This is a genomic window from Symmachiella macrocystis (genome assembly GCF_007860075.1).
GTDB lineage: Bacteria > Planctomycetota > Planctomycetia > Planctomycetales > Planctomycetaceae > Symmachiella > Symmachiella macrocystis.
In genome coordinates this window covers 652,179-670,066 of the sequence record NZ_SJPP01000002.1, presented here as the reverse complement: position 1 = coordinate 670,066, position 17,888 = coordinate 652,179, and the positions used below count along the sequence as shown (strand labels likewise).

Genomic DNA, 17,888 nt, shown 5'->3' with positions numbered 1-17,888 from the left:
ATTCAATCGTTGGTTTAATTTCTACTTGTCACATGATTCATTGAACCAGACGATTGCGTGGTATCCCAAACCCATCACAAATCCGATTATTAGTACAATTATCCAAAACGCATTCGAGAAAGCATTCGAGTAAGTCCCCAGACTGCGAACTAACCACATCGTTTCAATAACCGCAAAAGGAAAAGCCAGACAAAGTCCGAAGATGGCACTTGAAAAAACAATCCATACCGCTTTGCTTGATTCGTCCTGACTCATGAATTGACTCTGATTGTTCGTATAATCCCCAAGAAATCTCCAACGGTCTACATTTTTGCGTGGCGTCAGCCACACTCAGGCTTCTGTGGGAGGAATCTAACCGTAAAATTGACTGTACGTTTAACGGATTTTACTGTGTGGCAGTGAAACTCCGAAAAATAACGCTCTATCCGCAGAAATCAACCGTGACGTCATCCAATGGATAAATCGGACGTCGCAGATTTTGATAGTCGTAGTTCGCATAGTCGGGACGGTGGATGCCGGGGGTGTCGGCGTCCAGGATGTGCGTTGCGCATTCTCCGAAGTCTGCCCGGAAGTGAACGGCGCTTTTGACGACGATCAACCGCCGATGCTCGGGGGTCACGCCGATCACGCGGAGCATCTCGCGGTCCAGAAGTTGTTTGCGATTCGAGCTGACGACCACTTCGACCCCGCCAACCAACAACAACGCCATGGGGCCGAACTCACCCACAACTCCCTGATTCATGGGGCCGTGATGCACGAAATGTCCGTCGCACAAGGCACGCACATAGGCGGGTAACTCAATCGGTGTTCCGTGACGGTCATCCGTCTTGCCGCCAACACGGGCCTCAATCTTAGCCCCGACCCCTGCTTGATGCGCTTGAGCGGCGGTCTCAGGGTCGTGCAATATTCCGACGACGGCGTTCTGGAAATTTACTTCGATCAGCGCTCGCAACACGACCGTGCCATCGCACGGCGCACCACCTCCGGGATTGTCTGAGCCATCGGCATAAACGATTGGGCCTTCATGTGTCGCGGCAAATTCGATCATTTCGTCAATTGGCGTGAGTTGCGGCTGTAACTCATCGCGCAAAGCCCACAGCCATCCGGCCAGTTCATCCGCCTTTTTTTCTGCCAAATCAGCGTCGTTGTCGGTCGTGACCAAACAGGAGACGCCTGCAGCCAAGATGTCGGCAAATGGGAATCCCATCGCAACGGTTGCTGTTAAGACTCCCGGTTCGTCTTCCATGCGGAATACGTTTTGCATCAGGCTTTGCATCGGCTCGCGCAGCGTGCATTGCATCGGGGGCATCGTCAGTAGCGGCAATTGCCGATACGCTTGTACGGGCTGAACTTCGCCGCGAATCATGCGGACCAATAATTCGCCCGCCTCCCGTCCCCGTGCGCGCATATCGACGTGAGGATAGGTATCAAAACCAATAATCACGTCGCACGCGTCCGCCATCCGTTGCGTGATATTCGCGTGCAAATCGAGCGTCGCGATGATCGGGACGTCCGGCCCGACCCGTTCACGGACCGCTTCCATAAAGGGTGCTTCGCCATCGTCGCAGGCGGCGGTCACCATCGCGCCGTGCAGGTCGAGCAATACACCATCAACCGCCGGTGTCTCTTGTAAGCGATCAAGAAACAGGTTCAATATCGTATCGAATGCCGCTGATTCCACCACACCCGAGGGCTGTGCTTTGGCGCATATCAGCGGAATCAACTCGAACTCAAGCACATCCGCAGCATCGATGTAGCCGCCGTGAATCGTCCCGGTATTGCGGTACCGGTCAAAGACTGCTTGCCCTCCGGAGAAATCCGGCCCGCACCCGCTGTCACGTTCAAAGTCCGCCAGCGTAGTGGGTTGATGCGAAAACGTATTCGTCTCGTGCTGTATGCCGCCACTGACTATCCGCATCGGTCCTCCTTGCCGAACTTCAAGATATAACTAGCAACGCGCCACCCAAGGTTGGCCAGCAGTCGTGTTGCCGGTCACACGTTTTGCACTGGCGGACAAGCCGTCAGTGGCATCCCGTTGCTTGGGGTTGCCAGACCACTAGCGGCGGATTCGTAGTTTGGCTTTCATGCGACCGCGATTGTAGCTGTATCGGTATCGCACGCGAGCACCGTAAGCTGTCCGTCCTTTGATCTTATAATTCATACGATAATGGCGAGTGCTGTACCGATAACTCGGTTTCAGGCTGTAATCGAACCTGTACCCGTAATCGTAGACACCGACCGGAATCGTCTCGGTATAGACTGGTGCTGTCTCGACATAAACCGGAGCCGGCTGGACGTAGACCGGAGCCGTCGGCACGGCGTAAACGACCGGAGCGGGGTCGTAGATGTAATAGGGAGGCGGCGAGCCGACCATGCCGTATTGATAGGTATACGGTGCCGGGGCGATAAACGAAGGCCCCACACGCCAATACATATCTTGAGCTTGGGACGTGCTAGTGAAAAGGCTAACGGTCATGACCACAAATGCCGTTGCTGCGACTCGAAGTGCTGCCGATTTCATTGTCTAAGAACTCCCGAAAACGTTCTGGATGCGCAATCAAGCGTCCTCCATAACGCGTCGGAACTCAGACTACCATAAAATAGGTCGGTTTGGCAAACCTGGGGGGATTTTCCCGTTTCTTCCGAATGTCACATAGAGACTTCCGGCCGGCACCGTTAGTTTCGCCGTGCATCGAACGCACGCAACTGACTGATTCGTCGCGTCTCCGCGAGCGCTGACTTGGCACGTGTGATCAGATCCACTGCGTCGTCGACCTGCAACACCCGGACGGCCAACTGCAACAGGAATTCAGAACGGTCCCATCGTTGTTGGACTTCGTACATGGCGGCCAGATTCATCAGATCACAACCGATTGCGCGAATGTCGTTCAATTGCCGATGCAATTTCAGAGCGCGTCGCAAACATTGAACGGCCGAACGGTAGTTCCGCTGCAAGCCGTATACGATTGCCAAATTTCCGTAATCCGCTGCCTGCCCCGCCTGCGAATTGGCGGCTGTTTCTAGCGCCAAAGAACGCAGCAACAGGTTTTCGGCGAGCGATAAATCACCAGCGGCAATTGCGTCGACAGCCAAGTTTCCCAAATCCGCCGCGAGTTCGCCTTCGAGTGCGTTATTGATTCCCATGGCCAACGAGCGGCGTTGCAGCACGACCGCCGTATCATACTCGCCCCGCTGGCGATGCAGGCAGGCCAATTGATTGACGGCCATCGCCCGCAGTTGCGGCATGTCAGCCGACTCTGCTGATTGCAATACCTGCTGGTACTGCTGAATCGCCGATTGAATCTCACCGGCGTGCGCTAGAAATTCCGCATACTCTAAGCGAACGCAGATTTGATCCGCATGGGCCAATTGGGCCTCGAATTCGGCACGCACTTCGTGCACTCCACGTCCTGACGTGAGCCAACGTTCCGTTGACTGAGCGGCGATATACGGATGGCTCGTTGCGGGCATAATTGCTGGACGGGATGTAGCGAACTAAAGGGAATGAGACGTTGGGCCGTTTTTTGGCATTTGTAGGGTTGGTTTGATTGTATCAATGGTTCGGGAGACTTGTCCCCCGGAAAAACCACTAATTCAACAAAATCCGCAAACGTGGAATAAACGGGTTCCGGTCGTAACGATTAGCTTTGCAATGGCAGCCCAGTCCTGCACTGCCAGATTGGCAGGTAACTGTGAGGCCATCGAGCCATTGCCGCCGGGATGGCAGGGATGCTGGCGGGCAGAGACTCCGCAAGTCTTTTCAGAATAGCGGTTTGCGTTTTAAGTTGATTTGGCACGGCGTTCGCTTTTCGGTGTGACGCAGAGAGCGTGCGTCGCGCACGAGGTGCAATCTTGTGTTTTGACACATAGAGATTGCCCGATTGGGAGTCACAACAGTCTGCGCCGGTTGATTGGGAAGCGAAGAGCTGCCTCCGCACGTCGGCAAATACTGATTTCGAACACTGGAATACACTGATTGAAGGAGAGAGTTTCGATGGCAAAGAAGGCCTCGAAGGGTGGAATGAAGATTGTTCCGTTGGGAGACCGCGTGGTGCTCCGTCGCGAAGCTGCCGAGACAACGACAGCCGGCGGTATCGTCCTGCCCGACTCCGCGGCCAGCAAGCCGCAGCGTGGTGAAGTCATTTCCGTGGGAGATGGACACATGACAGGCGAAGGCAAGCGTCTTCCCCTGACCGTCAAACCGGGTGATAAGGTGATCTTCAGCTCCTATGGCGGAGACGAAATCAACGTTGGTGACGAAGAGTTGCTGTTGATGCGTGAATCGGACATTTTGGCGGTTTACTAATCGTCTCAGGTATGGCTGTTTGACTCGCGCTGGCTTATTGCCGGTATCGATGATTATCAGCTTCACCCCTCATTCAATTAACGACCCACGATACATACGTTCGTCAGATCGAATAAGAAACAGGAGAATTTGACAGATGGCCAAGATGATTGCTTTCGATCAGGAAGCTCAGGAAAAGATTCGGGCGGGCTTGAGCAAGCTGGCCAAAGCAGTGCGAGTCACGCTCGGCCCCAAAGGCCGCAACGTCATCTTGCAAAAGAGCTTTGGCTCACCCACCGTCACCAAAGACGGCGTGACAGTTGCTCGCGAAATCGAACTGGCCGACAAGTTCGAAGACATGGGCGCCAAGATGGTGCGGGAAGTCGCCAGCAAGACCTCCGACATCGCCGGTGACGGAACAACCACCGCCACGATTATGGCTGAAGCGATTTATAACGAAGGTCTCAAGGCGGTTGTCGCCGGCGTGAGCCCTATCGGTATGAAACGCGGCATGGACAAAGCCGTGACCGACATCATTGAAAAGCTGCACGCGATGTCGATCGATTGCCGCACCAAAAAGGCGATCTCGCAAGTCGCGACCATCGCTTCCAACGGCGACCAAGAAATCGGACGCATCCTGGCCGAAGCCATGGAGCAAGTCGGTAAAGATGGCGTGATCACTGTCGAAGAAGGCACCAGCCTGACGACCGACTTTGAAGTCGTCGAAGGCATGCAATTTGATCGTGGCTATCTGTCGCCGTACTTCGTGACCGATCCGCAATCGATGGAATGTGCCTTCGAGGATTGCTATGTCCTGATCCACGAAAAGAAAATCTCCAACATCAAGGACTTGGTCCCCGTATTGGAGAAAGTCGTCAACTCCGGGAAACCGTTGTTGATCGTCGCCGAAGACATCGAAGGCGAAGCCTTGGCGACGCTGGTGATCAACAAACTCCGCGGCACGTTCAAGTGCGTCGCTGTGAAATCGCCCGGTTACGGCGATCGTCGCAAAGCGATGTTGCAAGACCTGGCGGTCATGGTTGGCGGCACAGCGATCTTCGAAGACTTGGGTGTCAAACTCGAGAACGTGCAACTTTCCGATCTGGGTGTTGCCAAGCGAGTCGTGGTCGACAAAGACAACACGACGATCATCGAAGGCAAAGGCAAGACAGCCGACATCAAATCCCGCATCGAGCAAATTCGCCGCGAATTGGAAGCGTCGACCAGCGATTACGATCGCGAAAAACTCGAAGAACGCGTGGCAAAACTCTCCGGTGGCGTCGCCCAATTGAATGTGGGTGCGGCTACGGAAAGCGAAATGAAGGAAAAGAAGGCCCGTGTCGAGGATGCCTTGCACGCAACCCGCGCAGCTGTCGAAGAAGGCATTCTTCCCGGTGGTGGTGTCGCCTTGCTGCGATCCAGCAGCTCAGTCAAGCCCGGAAAATTGTCGCATGACGAAGAAGTGGGCTACAACATCATCCTGCGTGCCTGCCGCGCACCGCTGACGCAAATCTCCAACAACGCCGGTGTCGACGGTGCTGTGATCTGCGAAAAGGTCTCCGAACTGGATGGCAACAAAGGTTACAACGCCGCGACCGACAAGTTCGAAGACTTGGTCAAAGCCGGTGTGATTGATCCCACCAAAGTGACCCGTACCGCACTGACCAATTCCGCCAGCGTGGCGACGTTGTTGCTCACCAGCGACGCGTTGATCGCCGAAATGCCCAAAGAGGGCAAAGGTGGCGGCGGCGGAGATCAAGACCTGTACTAAGAAACGCCCCCACAACGGAACTGCCGTTGGTTTGGGATGCGGATAAAACTAAAAACACCCGGTCGAGAGCAAATCTCGGTCGGGTGTTTTTTTGTCGATTGTACCGCCGGAACCACTTGTCGTACTACCGATCGCGCAGCGTGTATTCGAAGCCCAAAATCTCATTCCAAGTTCGCGTGAGTTGAAATGATGCGTTGAGCACAGTCGAACGCAGAAAACCGTCGGCGTCGGGAGTCGTCTCGAGATATCCGGACTTACCGCGTTTTAGTAGCTTGAAATCAATTTCCTCGCCACGGGCGTCGATCAGCCAATACTCGCCAATGCCTGCTGCGTAATAACGGTCTCGCAGAAGTTTGGTGTCTTTGCGGACGGATGTTCGGCTGACCAACTCTACTACGAGATCGGGGGAGTCGGCGAGTTCCACGAATCTTCTACTGTCCTCTACAATTTCTCGCTCTTGGACTCGCCTCGATCGCAATGCTTCTATGGAACAGAACATGAAATCTGGTTCATTGGAGACATTTGCACTTTCGTTGATCAACAACACGCCATCCGGATAGCATTTTCCTAGATGATGTTCGATTACCATCGAGTTTAGTTTTGTTTGCAATGCGAGCTTTAGTGATGCATGTGACGAGATTTCTTCCGGGCTCAGGTCGACCACGATCTCCCCGTCAATGAACGAGATCTTGCCCCGTTCCGGATAGTCATCGGAATGGACCCAGCGTCGAAATCCCGGTAAGTCGAACGCATCGCTCGGAATCCGAACTTGTTCTTCAAATGAGATATAAGCGGTCGACATAAAAACGATCCAATACCGGAACTCGAAGGACGGTCACAGTTCTATTATATCGCTGTGCCCGGCCTCCTCCAAATTTTATTTCCCGTCAAACAACGCCCGTACCGAGTCGGCCATGATGTCGACAATGCGGTCCAAGATCTCGCGGCTGGAGATGACCGGCGGGGCGATGCAAAACACGTCTCCCCGCAGTCGGCTGAATAGGCCTCGCTTTTGTGTTTCCAGGTGCAACTTGACCCCCATATTTTCCTCTGCGGGGAATTCCTCCTTGGTCGCTTTGTCACGGACCAGTTCCACAGCCGTCATCAAGCCCAGTCCCCGAACATCGCCGACGTGGGGATGGTCGGCGAGTGCTTCGCGGAGGTTTTTGAGCAAATAGGCCCCCTTCTCTGCTGCCTGCGCGGGGAAATCTTCGGACTGGATGATTTCCAAGTTCCGTACCGCCACCGCGCAGCCGACGGGATGCGCGCTATAAGTGTAGGCGTGCATCCAGACCGCATCGCCAGATTCTAAAGTCTCGGCAATCTCTTCGCTGATGCCGATTCCCCCCAGCGGAAAATAACCCGAGGTGATCGCCTTGGCGAACTGAATCATGTCAGGTTTGATGTTCCAATGTTCCAAACCGAACATCTTGCCTGTACGGCCGAAACCGGTGATCACTTCATCGGTGACCAACAGCACCTCGTACTTGTCGCAGATTTCACGAATCCGCGGCCAATAGTCGTCCTGGGGCACGATCACGCCTCCGGCGCCTTGGACCGGCTCGGCGAAGAACATGCCCACGGTCTCTTGCCCTTCGCGTAGAATCGCTTGTTCCAATTCATTGGCGGCGGCGACTCCTTGACTGACCCCCGCCGGTCCCTCGTAGCGATACGGATACGGCGAGGGGATATGCACAAACCCCGGTACGCGCGGTTCGAACATCGGCCAATATCCGGAGATGCCGGTCGCGCTCATCGCCGCGAGCGTCACGCCGTGATAGCCCCATTGGCGGGAAATGACTTTGGTCTTTTCCGGTTTGCCCCGCAATCGCCAATAATAGCGGGCCGTTTTGAAGGAGCTGTCACTCGACTCGCCACCGCCGGAGGTGAAGAAAAAACGGGTGATGTTCGGATAGGTCAATTCGTTGACCTTCTCGGCTAGTTCAATCGCCGGTCGGTTTGTGCTGCCTGCATACCCGGAGACATAGGGCAAGGTCTGCATCTGCTGCGCGGCGGCATCGACCAATTCCTTGCGGCCATGTCCAGCGACGACGTTCCATAGCCCGGAAAGCCCGTCGATGTATTCTTTGCCATCGATATCGGTGAGAATCGCCCCTTCGCCTTTGACCCAGACGTGTCCGTGCTCTGCATGCACGCGTGGGTTGTGGAGCGGGTGGATCAAATGTGCCTGGTCGCGGGCGAGGTAATCTTGTCGTGTCTGGGTGGGCATTACCGGTCCTTATCGAAGTCCAAATGCATGGGGATGACTAACTTGGAAGGGCGGAGAAATCACCAATCAGGCTCCGCCTCTCCCAAATGGTACCAGCCGCGCCCTTGAGTGAGTAGCAACGGCAGCCTACCGGTGGCTATAATCGCAGCGGTGTCCCGCCATCCACGCTTTGGGTGGCAGGGACGATTCGTACAAATCCCCGTCGGTGCCGTGCCGCAATGTCGGCTATGGCAGCACTTTTTTGACAGCAGGTAAACGACAGTGGCACGTGAGAAAGTGATTTTGGCGTACAGCGGCGGCCTGGATACGTCCGTCGCCGTGAAATGGATCAATGAAACCTACAACATGGACGTGATCACGTTCACATGCGACCTAGGCCAAGGCCGCGAGTTGGATGCGATCAAGGAAAAAGCGATCAAGACCGGCGCCGTCGATGCGATCATCGAAGACGCCCGGAATTTATTCGTCGATAACTTCGTTTGGCCCTCGTTGATGGCCGGCACGATGTACGAGGGAAAATATCCACTCGCCACCGCTCTGGGACGCCCACTCATCGCTTGGAGAATGGTTGAAGCAGCCAAGGAGCACGGCGCTGCCGCCGTTGCGCATGGTTGCACCGGCAAGGGGAATGACCAAGTCCGTTTCGATGTTTCCGTACAGACGCTGGCTCCGCACCTCAAAGTCATCGCCCCGGTGCGCGAATGGAAGTGGACACGGACCGAAGAATTGGAATATGCCCGCAAGCACGGCATAGAAGTCGATGCGACCAAGCAAAGCATTTATAGCGTCGACCAAAACTTGTGGGGCCGCAGCGTCGAAGCGGGGATTTTAGAAAACCCCTGGATTGCTCCCCCGGCCGACGCCTACAAATGGACCACCGACCCGTTGACCGCTCCCGATGAACCGGTGGAGGTGGTCATTGAATTCGATCAGGGACGCCCGACACATCTCGACGGCGAGCCGATGGATGCGGTGCCGCTGATTGAAAAGCTCAACGAAATCGGCGGCGCAAACGGTGTGGGCCGCATCGACCACGTCGAAAACCGACTGGTGGGGATTAAGAGCCGCGAAATCTACGAAGCTCCCGCAGCTGTGATTTTGCATCATGCCCATAAGGAACTGGAGTTCCTCACACTCAGCCGCCAGGCACAACGGTTCAATACCTATGTCTCACAGACCTGCGCCGACATCATCTATGACGGGTTGTGGTTCAGCGCGTTTCACAAGTCGTTGATGGCCTATGTCTCCGAGACACAAAAGTTCGTCAGCGGTCACGTCCGCGTGCAACTGTACAAAGGAAAAATCACCGCCACCGGCATGAAGAGCGAATACAGCCTGTATTCCGAAGAGTTGGCGACGTACGAAGAGGGAGACAAATTCCCCCACGAGACGGCGATCGGGTTCATCAAAATCCACGGATTGAGCCAACAAACCCAAGCACGGCAACAGTTGCTCAAAGAAGAACCGAGCATGCGTCCGGCACGGATCATGCCCTCAGCGGAAGATAAATAGGGCGAGGCGACTTTAGAGAAAAACATTGCCAAAGATTCGTAGGTCATGCTGTGCATGACGAGACTTGCTGGGATGATACTCCTCCGAGATTCGTCATGCATAGCATGACCTACGTTTATTTCGGCGACCCCAACTTTCAGTGGGCTTTTTGATAAAAAATCCAACAGGCGGGATGGAGAACCAGTGCCGGGACGGACGTTAGCCATTGGCGATATCCACGGGTGTGATCACGCGCTCGATACGTTGCTCACCGAAGTCGACGTGCAGCCCGACGATACCGTCGTTGTGCTGGGAGATGCTGTCGACCGCGGCCCGGGGACCAAGCAGGTCATCGACCGCTTGCTCCAGTTGCGGCAGCAATGCCACCTGCTCTTTATCATGGGCAATCACGAAGAGATGTTTCTCAATGCTATGGCGGGAGGGGAATGGCTGGGGCCATGGATGATGCACGGGGGCCGCGAAGCGCTCGAGTCGTATGGCGGTAGTTTTGATGATGTTCCCGAGGAGCATTACGAATTCATGCGGTCCGGCCTGAACTACGTCGATACGCCCCGCGACATTTTCGTCCACGCCAATCTAACGCCCAGCGTTCCGCTCGAACAACAACCAGGGCAAGCATTACGGTGGGAACGGCTCACCGCCATGGAACCCCCCTGGCCCACCGGCCAACGCGTGATCTGCGGACACTCGCCACAAATGTCGGGCGACCCACTCGTCTTTCCCGGCTGGGTCGGTATCGACACCATGGCCTACGCCAAACACGGTTGGCTCACTTGTTTGGACACAGGAACCAACATCATCTACCAAGCCAACCAATCCGGCCACTCCCGCACCGGCTACCCCCAATAGCGCGGCACAGCCGCTTTGTGCGAGCTTCCGCTCGGTGAGGGGTAGGCCGCTCCCGTTGGTCGCTGCGCCTTTTGAGAACGAGGTCCGGGAGGGCGAAGCTCCTGCTGAGCCGCATCGGTTGCATAGGGCACGATTTGCAAGAGTAACACCGCTTGGGTGCGATGTTGGGTGCCACTGGCTTTGCCAGTGTATTCAGGTGACAATGTTAGAGAGAAGTTGCCTTTGACGGAAATACCGTGAACCGCCGTTGAAGAAGAATCGAGTATTTTCAACTTCCCGCCCGTATCTTTGGTTGCCCGGTCAAAAACACTGGCGAAGCCAGTGGCACCCAGTGCTCTAGTGAACCCACCACCCCTGTTCGTTCAAAAAGCGCGTCCAGTCATCTTCATTGTAGGGAGACCAATCACCTGGATCATCGCAGCCCAACGTATAATACTTTTCTCCTATAATCACGTTGTCGAGTAACTCGCCGAATGAATTGGCGATGATTCGATCCCAACTCGTTTTTTTAGTTTCACAGTCAATCTCAAGAATTTGCCCGTCTTCTAACATTAAGAAGTAGGTTTCGGCACAACCGTCTCTTCCAATTGGCAAATAGAGCCCCAATTCGGCCACGTTTCGCCATTTGGGGAGGCTTTCCGACAAGGCTTGCGCCTCGCCGAATAAGGCTGGACAACGGCAACCGCTCGGGTCAAACACCCATTCTGGGATAAAATGAGGTGCGCCAGAGCCCATGAAAAACCAGATATTAAGAGTACACCCGTCGGAATTTCGCAAAAAATCGAGATATTCCTCGCTCACAAACGGGTACTTTTCTTGCACGGCTTGGATGAATGTATCCGGCGCCGGGTCGTGCAAGTCACAGCACCCCCAAAACTTCTCATCCGCTTTGACTTTCTCGCGGAGCACTTCAAACTTTTCCCGCCAACCCATCGAATACTCTGCCTGATTGTTTGGTCTATCTAGTGGTCCCAATACAACACCCAAACCGATCGGAAAGATCGTGTCACTTGTCATTGCCCTCTGGCCACCAGCCCTGCTGATGCAGGTAATGTGTCCAAGCATCTTCGCTGTCGGGCGTCCATGCATCGGGGGCAACGATTGTTGGGAATTGAGGTCCCATGAAGACTTCTTCCATGAGTGTCGAAAACGATTGGGCAAGCGTTCGTCCCTCGCCTGGGATTTGATGGATATAGTCGATCACAACAATCCGTTGATCCGGCATCATCAACAGCCCGTCTCCCCAGGCCGTCTTGCCGATCGGAATCAGTTGGTTTTCCGTGGCGATGTCTTCCCACTCCGGAATGTCCTCCAAGTCATCCGCAAGGCTTTCCAACTCGACGATCACACCCCGGTACCTGGAACAACCTGAACCGAACAGGGTGCATATATCGAATGACGCACCATCGGAAACCCGCAAAAACGACAAATAGTCGTCATCGACAAAAGGAAACCGGTCGCGAAGTGCGGCCATAAATTCTTCCGGCGCGCCTTCAGCCGTACCGAAATAGTTTTCGAGCGAGTCATCCTGCTCACAAAAACGACGCGTCGTTTCGAGTTTTTCTTGCCAGGTCATTTTACGCTCGCAATATTTGGGGGGACAGTACAACTGCTAATGAACCCACCACCCCTGTTCGTTCAAAAAACGTGTCCAGTCGTTTTCATTGTAAGGAGACCAATCACCTGGATCATCGCATCCCAACAAATAATGTTTTTCTCCCATGATAATGTTGTCGAGCAATTCGCCAAATGAGTTGGCGATGACTTGGTCCCAACTTGTTTTTTTTGTCTCACAGTCAATTTCAAGAATTCTGCCGTCTTCTAACATTAAGAAATACGCTTCGGCGCTACCAGCCCCACCGTCGCTTGCAATCGGCAAAAAGGGTCCCAATTCGGCCACATTTCGCCATTTGGGAAGGCTTTCCGACAAGGCCTGCGCCTCATCAAATAACGCTGGACATTGAAACGCGCTAGGAGCAAACAACCATTCTGGGATAAAGTGCGGTGCGCCAGAGCCCAAAAAACACTGATAATGGATTCGACACCCGTCGGTATACCGCAAGAACTCGAGATATTCGTCGCTCACAAACGGATACGTTTTCTGCACAGAGTCGATAAACTCATCCGACGCCGGGTCGTGCAAGTCACACAACGCCCAAAACTTCTCATCGGATTTGACTTTCTCCCGAAGCAGATCAAACTTTTCCCGCCACCCCATAGAAAACTCTCCCGTATAGTTTGACTACCAAATGATCCCCAGCGCGGCATTGGAAGCGATGAGCGAGATCGCGTCAATTTCCGGTCCCCTCTGGCCACCAGCCTTGTTTGTGAAGGTAGCGTGTCCATCCATTTTCATCGTCAGCCGCCCATTTGTCCGGATACAAAAGAGTTCCAAAATTGGGGCCCATAAATACATCATCCAACAGTTGCGAGAACGCATAGGCAAGTGTTCGTCCTTCGCCAGGAACTTCGTGAATGTAATCAATGATAACGATACGCCGATCCGGCATCATTAAAAGGCCATCGCCCCCTGCCGTTTTACCAATCGGAATCAATTGGTTTTCAACGGCGACGTTTTCCCATTCCGGGATGTCCTCCAAATCTTCTCCCAGACTTTCGATTTCCGCGATCACACCCCGGTACCCAGAACATCCCGAACCGAATAGTGTGCACATGTCAAACGAGGCACCGTCGGAGATTTTCAAAAACGTCAAATAGTCGTCATCGACAAAGGGAAATCGATCCCGAAGAGTTGCCAGGAACTCCTCGGGTGCTCCGTCGGCTAATTCGAAATAAATGTCAAGCGATTCATCATGCTCGCAAAAACGACGCGTCGTTTCGAGTTTTTCTTGCCAATTCATGGACTGATCCTCGGTCACTCACATTCCCAAGAAATACAACCTATCGTCTCAAATCGCCGTAAGTCAGGCTCCCGCCGGACGCGCATCATCTGGGACGAGGCGGGCCTCATCAACACCAGCCCGCATCACTCATACGCTCAACCGCATTGAGCGGCCACAGCGGACGATGTACGTTGTGGAAATTCAGCCGCGGCCAATCGGGCATGGCGCAGCCGGGGCAATCGGCGAGGTAGGTGCCGGCGACGAAGGGGTCGTAGTCCGCGCGGAAGCCAGCTGGCGATTTGGCGACGACGATTCCGCAGGTTCGTGGATCGAGACCGGCCGCTTCGTATAAGAGTGGCGAACTTCCTGGGCCGTTCTTTTCTGTGAAGAGCACAGTGACATCGCCCGAGCGGACGACGGCTCCGCGGCCCATATGGATGGGGAGTTTTTTGCCGATGTGCCCGTCGAGGACGAAGTTCACGTCGAGCAAGTTTTCCACCGTCCCGCGAAATTCCAGCGGTTCGGAGTACTCCGGTGCGAAACTGCCGCCCACAAACGCATGAAACGGTCCGCCGATGCCCGCCTGTGTGGCGGTGGCGACTGCTTCGGGATCGACTAAAAACGTGAGTGCTCCGTGTGGAATCGGTTGTTGGGCGAGGAACTCCCGCAGCAGATGCGTGGAGTCACCCGGTGCGCCGCTGTTTGTGGCATCGGCGCCCTCGCCGATGACGATGGGATATCCCGCATGGGCTTTGGCCCGTGCGACGACTTCGGCGGGAGGAAACCGCTCAATATCAGCCATCGGCTTGCGCAAGGCCCAACACTGATCGGCCAAGTCGTCGACAATTTCCTGCGCATCACGCCGCCCCGTGGTGGAGAGGACGACCGACCACCCCAAATGTGGGCAGTCGAACCAGGGCATCGCCATGTAGATGCCGGCAGTGAGGATGTCCTCCTCTTTTTCCAATTCTTCGAGTTGTCGATAAAGCGGAGCCGGTGGGCCGGTGAATGTGTTGTGACTTTCAGCGGCGACGATCATGGGGAGTTTGCGCGACACGGTCGTCGGCCGCACCTGTTGCTCGAGCATGCACCTGAGACCGGCGACCGCGCGTTGTCCGGTTTCGAAGGCATCCAAGTGTGGGCAGGCGTGGTAACCGACCAGCAAGTCGGCGCTGTCGAGCATCAGTTGGGTGACGTTGGCGTGCAAGTCGAGCGTGCCGATCACTGGGATCTCCGGCCCGACAGCGGCGCGAACCTGGGCCAGCAACGCCCCAGTTAAATCGTGCTCATCATCGGCTGCCATCGCCCCGTGCAGGGCCAATAACACTCCATCGACCGGTCCCATTGCGTCGAGTTGCTCCGCGAAAGCGGCGCGAATCCACTCGTGCGTCGGCACATCAACCCGGCCCCAGGGCCAGCAGGCGCAGCGGACTAGTCCTGCGAATTCCACACCAGCGTCCCAGTCGCGGCAGGCGGAAATGAATCCGCCCAGTTCGCCTGTTTCGCTGTATTGGGCAACGATTTCGTTCCCCACAGCCACGCCCCAATTCTCGAAATCGGTCCGCGTCGTTGGATTGCGGTTGAAGGTATTCGTCTCTTGCCACAACTGCCCAATCGCAATCCGCATCGAACCGGTCCTTGTAAAGATTGATGATCTACAGCGGACACTCTAAGCACTGGCGGACAAGCCGCCAGTGGCACCCTCGGGCCTCACTACTGGAGCCGCAGGCCTAAAACTCCGGCGGCAATGCGCTGGCTTCGTTGAGGTTTTCGCCGATGGAAAGCAACCAGCGTTCGCCGCGGGCTTCGAGGATGACGTCGGTCCGGTGAATTTCCGCCACGGTGCCGGTGAACTGGCCGACATCCAGCATCTCGCCTTGCTTGAGCCGGATCACGCGATTTTCCGATCCCAATGTGAACCACGCTTCGGTTTCGCCTTGTTCCGTCACAGCAGTCAGCCGGGTGAAATTGGCAGGGTCCGCTTCGCCGCCGATCCCGAAGATGTTGCGTCTCACGATTGGCGAAAAGTAGGTGATGTCCTTGTCTGCGAATTCTTCTGCGATCGCCGTTGGCAAATCTTGGGCATGGGCCGAGTTGGTCATGGCGACAGCTTCAATCGAAATCGATAGGTCTAGCAATCCGGCGCTGCGCAGCGGGGTAATGCCGATTGACTGGATCTGATGCAGAAAATCGGCGCGATAGAATTCGTACAAGAAGGCTGTGAACTGTTGCAATGTCCCACGGGCACGGACGGAGAATGTGAGCGAATGATAAATGCCGTTTCGCAACACGGGGGTGCCGGAGTCAAAACTGGGGGTTGATAGTCGGGAGCGATCCACAACATCAACCAACCATTCTTGATAGACGGTCCGCGCCGTACTGGGATCGGCCGGCAGTGACTGCTCTTCCCATTCGGCAATCCGGCGGCTGGTTTTCTTGGCGCGGTTTAAAGTCTTCTTCGCTTTTAAGCGATCCTTTTCCAGTTTTTCAATCCGCTTTTGTTGGGCATCGAAAGGTTCGTCGATCAACGACGTCTTGAGCTTCTCGCCTCCAAAAAAGAGGACGATCACACCCAAGAGGCCATATAAGACTAATTGGCGAGTTTCCATTATTTCGCCCCCCCCTTCTCTGCCGGCTGCTTGTCTGCTGATGGCTTGTCTTGAGATTCTTCGGCAGGTTTTTTCGAGGATTGGGTTGTATCGTCTTCCGCTTTTTCGGAAGAAGTTTTCTTTGCAGGTGCTGTCTTTTTGGCTGTCTTGGATTTCGTCGTTGGTTTTTTATCGGCTGCGGGCGACTTATTCTCGTCCGACTTCGCTTTGCCTTTTTTGCCGGATAATTTCTCTGCTGATTTCTCAGACTTTTTAGACGCTGCTTTGGGCGGGGTCATACTCACTTTGGTTTCGAACTGCCAAGTATAACCGTTCTCCTGCACACGCTCTTGGACGCGGGGGGTCTGGATGTCGTGGGTGTCGTCGCGGAGATCCAGTTCCATGCGTGTGACCACCGCTGGGTCACGGGCTAAGCCGTTGAACGTGATAATGCCTCCCCGCGATGACGACAGCGCCATGCGTAATACCATTGCATCCCGCGGGGGTGGAAAATGGGTGGAAAACGATTGTAGTTCGTTTAGCCAGTTCACGCCGCCTGACTCCCATTTGGAGAGGGTTGCAGCGATCGCCGCTTGTTTTTTAATCGTTTTCTCGCTGGCCTTGGCCTCTTTGATTTCGCTCATCAAGCCATCGATTGTGGCTTGGTTGTCTTGATATTCTTCGTATTTCGGAAACGCCAAGACCGCCGCTGCCACCACGGCCAAACCTCCGACGAGCATCATGATCCGTTTGCGGTCGGGCGGTTTCGGGGGCTTGCGGGGATTCAGAAAATCAAACGGATGCGTCCCTCCGTCTGCTTCAGTCCGCAACATTCCCAGCAGTGCGGCGTAACTGCCTGAGTTTTTGGGAATCGCCTCGTGATCGACGCCGAGCGATGCGAAGACGTCGAAGGCGCTGACTTCCACGTCAGCGGTATGGTCGTCTGCTCCCCCGGGGCGGTCGGACGCAAATTCCCGGCGAATCACCGCGAGCAACTCCGCATGCTCTTCTTCGCGGCCCAGCAGGTAGACCGCTTCGACGCCGCGATTTCCGCTTCCGTGCGGCGCGACCATCATGGTGCGGCGAATTTCCTGCATCAACCGGCTGGTGGTCGCCTCACTATTTTCTTGAGGCGGCACTCGTACCGAGCGTGAAAAGACCACATGTCCTGCATCGACGACCGTCAGGTCGACGTCTTCGCCGACACGATTGACCAACAACGAACGTTGAGCGTTGCCCGCCGGTAACAACGCAGCGGTTGCATAGGGGCGGAGCACGATTTTTTGCGGCGATAGTTTTGCGGTTGTGCAGGCCTGTTGAATCCAGCGAAATTTTTCGGCCGTCACAGCCGCTGCCGTCACTTCGGCTGTTTCGTCTGCTCCATCAGGTGACGAAACAAAATCGACAACCGACTCTTCCGTGACGGTGGGAGATTCCCGCATCGCCAGATTTAAAACGATCTCCGGAAGTTCCGTTGGCGGGACTGCGGGGACGGAAAAATTGAGAAGTTCGACCTGCTCACGACTAATCCCCAACAATGGCGTCGCCCGCCCGACTTTAACAGACGATAAGCCGGTGCGGATTGCTTCGCCAAATTTGTCGGCGTTCGCAAAATCCTCATCTGCAAGTTCAGACAAGGATATCGCGCCAGACGCTTCGATCGTCAGCTTTTCGCCGCTGCTGTTAGCGAGAACATAGCGGGCTTCATTGCGGGTCCAGTCCAAGGCCAGCATGCGTGCCATGGGGAGCAGTCTCCAAGTGGGTTATTGCCGTCCGTGGGAAAGGTTTGCCGCGGATGGCGACCATTAAC

The 17,888-nt window shown here is 55.1% G+C and carries 16 protein-coding genes; 4 read left to right on the top strand and 12 right to left on the bottom strand.

What is annotated here, in order from left to right; all coding sequences use genetic code 11:
- Positions 1-421: 421 nt before the first annotated feature.
- The 3 genes from CA54_RS20620 to CA54_RS20610 form a co-directional block, all read right to left on the bottom strand.
- Entirely contained in the window at positions 422-1,918 is a 1,497-nt protein-coding gene (locus CA54_RS20620) for a M81 family metallopeptidase (RefSeq protein WP_146372871.1), read from the bottom strand.
- Positions 1,919-2,056: 138 nt separating this feature from the next.
- On the bottom strand, positions 2,057-2,521 hold the full coding sequence (locus tag CA54_RS20615; RefSeq protein WP_146372870.1) for a hypothetical protein: 465 nt from the start codon (positions 2,519-2,521) through the stop codon (positions 2,057-2,059).
- Between the two features lie 155 nt (positions 2,522-2,676).
- On the bottom strand, positions 2,677-3,393 hold the full coding sequence (locus CA54_RS20610; RefSeq protein ID WP_197532670.1) for a tetratricopeptide repeat protein: 717 nt from the start codon (positions 3,391-3,393) through the stop codon (positions 2,677-2,679).
- A 601-nt stretch (positions 3,394-3,994) separates the two neighbouring features.
- On the opposite strand from CA54_RS20610, the gene CA54_RS20605 reads away from it, so the two are divergent.
- Together CA54_RS20605 and groL are read left to right on the top strand one after the other, a co-directional pair.
- Positions 3,995-4,306 carry a co-chaperone GroES gene (locus CA54_RS20605; RefSeq protein WP_197532669.1) on the top strand — a complete coding sequence of 104 codons (312 nt, stop codon included), beginning with the start codon at positions 3,995-3,997 and terminating at the stop codon, positions 4,304-4,306.
- 136 nt (positions 4,307-4,442) lie between these two features.
- A complete protein-coding gene (groL, locus tag CA54_RS20600) occupies positions 4,443-6,056 on the top strand; it encodes a chaperonin GroEL (protein ID WP_146372868.1) in 1,614 nt (537 codons plus the stop codon).
- A gap of 124 nt (positions 6,057-6,180) precedes the next feature.
- On the opposite strand, the gene CA54_RS20595 is transcribed toward groL, so the two are convergent.
- Both CA54_RS20595 and CA54_RS20590 read right to left on the bottom strand, forming a co-directional pair.
- A complete protein-coding gene (locus CA54_RS20595) occupies positions 6,181-6,858 on the bottom strand; it encodes a Uma2 family endonuclease (RefSeq protein WP_146372867.1) in 678 nt (225 codons plus the stop codon).
- Positions 6,859-6,933: 75 nt separating this feature from the next.
- Positions 6,934-8,286 carry an aminotransferase family protein gene (locus tag CA54_RS20590; RefSeq protein WP_146372866.1) on the bottom strand — a complete coding sequence of 451 codons (1,353 nt, stop codon included), beginning with the start codon at positions 8,284-8,286 and terminating at the stop codon, positions 6,934-6,936.
- A 261-nt stretch (positions 8,287-8,547) separates the two neighbouring features.
- On the opposite strand from CA54_RS20590, the gene CA54_RS20585 reads away from it, so the two are divergent.
- The gene (locus CA54_RS20585) at positions 8,548-9,798 is read left to right on the top strand and encodes an argininosuccinate synthase (RefSeq protein WP_146372865.1); all 1,251 of its coding nucleotides are present in this window, start codon (positions 8,548-8,550) and stop codon (positions 9,796-9,798) included.
- Positions 9,799-9,981: 183 nt separating this feature from the next.
- Positions 9,982-10,647 (top strand): metallophosphoesterase family protein, encoded by a 666-nt coding sequence (locus CA54_RS20580; protein ID WP_197532668.1) that lies wholly within the window; start codon positions 9,982-9,984, stop codon positions 10,645-10,647.
- A 336-nt stretch (positions 10,648-10,983) separates the two neighbouring features.
- Here the strand turns inward: CA54_RS20580 and CA54_RS20575 are convergent, their stop codons facing one another.
- From CA54_RS20575 to CA54_RS20545, 7 genes are all read right to left on the bottom strand, one after another.
- A complete protein-coding gene (locus CA54_RS20575) occupies positions 10,984-11,580 on the bottom strand; it encodes an SMI1/KNR4 family protein (RefSeq protein WP_146372863.1) in 597 nt (198 codons plus the stop codon).
- Between the two features lie 73 nt (positions 11,581-11,653).
- Positions 11,654-12,223 (bottom strand): hypothetical protein, encoded by a 570-nt coding sequence (locus CA54_RS20570; RefSeq protein ID WP_146372862.1) that lies wholly within the window; start codon positions 12,221-12,223, stop codon positions 11,654-11,656.
- Between the two features lie 36 nt (positions 12,224-12,259).
- On the bottom strand, positions 12,260-12,865 hold the full coding sequence (locus tag CA54_RS20565; protein ID WP_146372861.1) for an SMI1/KNR4 family protein: 606 nt from the start codon (positions 12,863-12,865) through the stop codon (positions 12,260-12,262).
- Between the two features lie 73 nt (positions 12,866-12,938).
- On the bottom strand, positions 12,939-13,508 hold the full coding sequence (locus CA54_RS20560) for a hypothetical protein (RefSeq protein ID WP_146372860.1): 570 nt from the start codon (positions 13,506-13,508) through the stop codon (positions 12,939-12,941).
- 109 nt (positions 13,509-13,617) lie between these two features.
- Positions 13,618-15,117: a M81 family metallopeptidase gene (locus CA54_RS20555; protein WP_146372859.1), complete on the bottom strand. Its 1,500-nt coding sequence runs from the start codon at positions 15,115-15,117 to the stop codon at positions 13,618-13,620.
- Between the two features lie 103 nt (positions 15,118-15,220).
- Positions 15,221-16,099: a hypothetical protein gene (locus CA54_RS20550; protein WP_146372858.1), complete on the bottom strand. Its 879-nt coding sequence runs from the start codon at positions 16,097-16,099 to the stop codon at positions 15,221-15,223.
- Positions 16,099-17,820 carry a hypothetical protein gene (locus CA54_RS20545; protein ID WP_146372857.1) on the bottom strand — a complete coding sequence of 574 codons (1,722 nt, stop codon included), beginning with the start codon at positions 17,818-17,820 and terminating at the stop codon, positions 16,099-16,101. Before CA54_RS20545 ends, CA54_RS20550 begins: the two co-directional genes overlap by 1 nt.
- Positions 17,821-17,888: the final 68 nt, after the last annotated feature.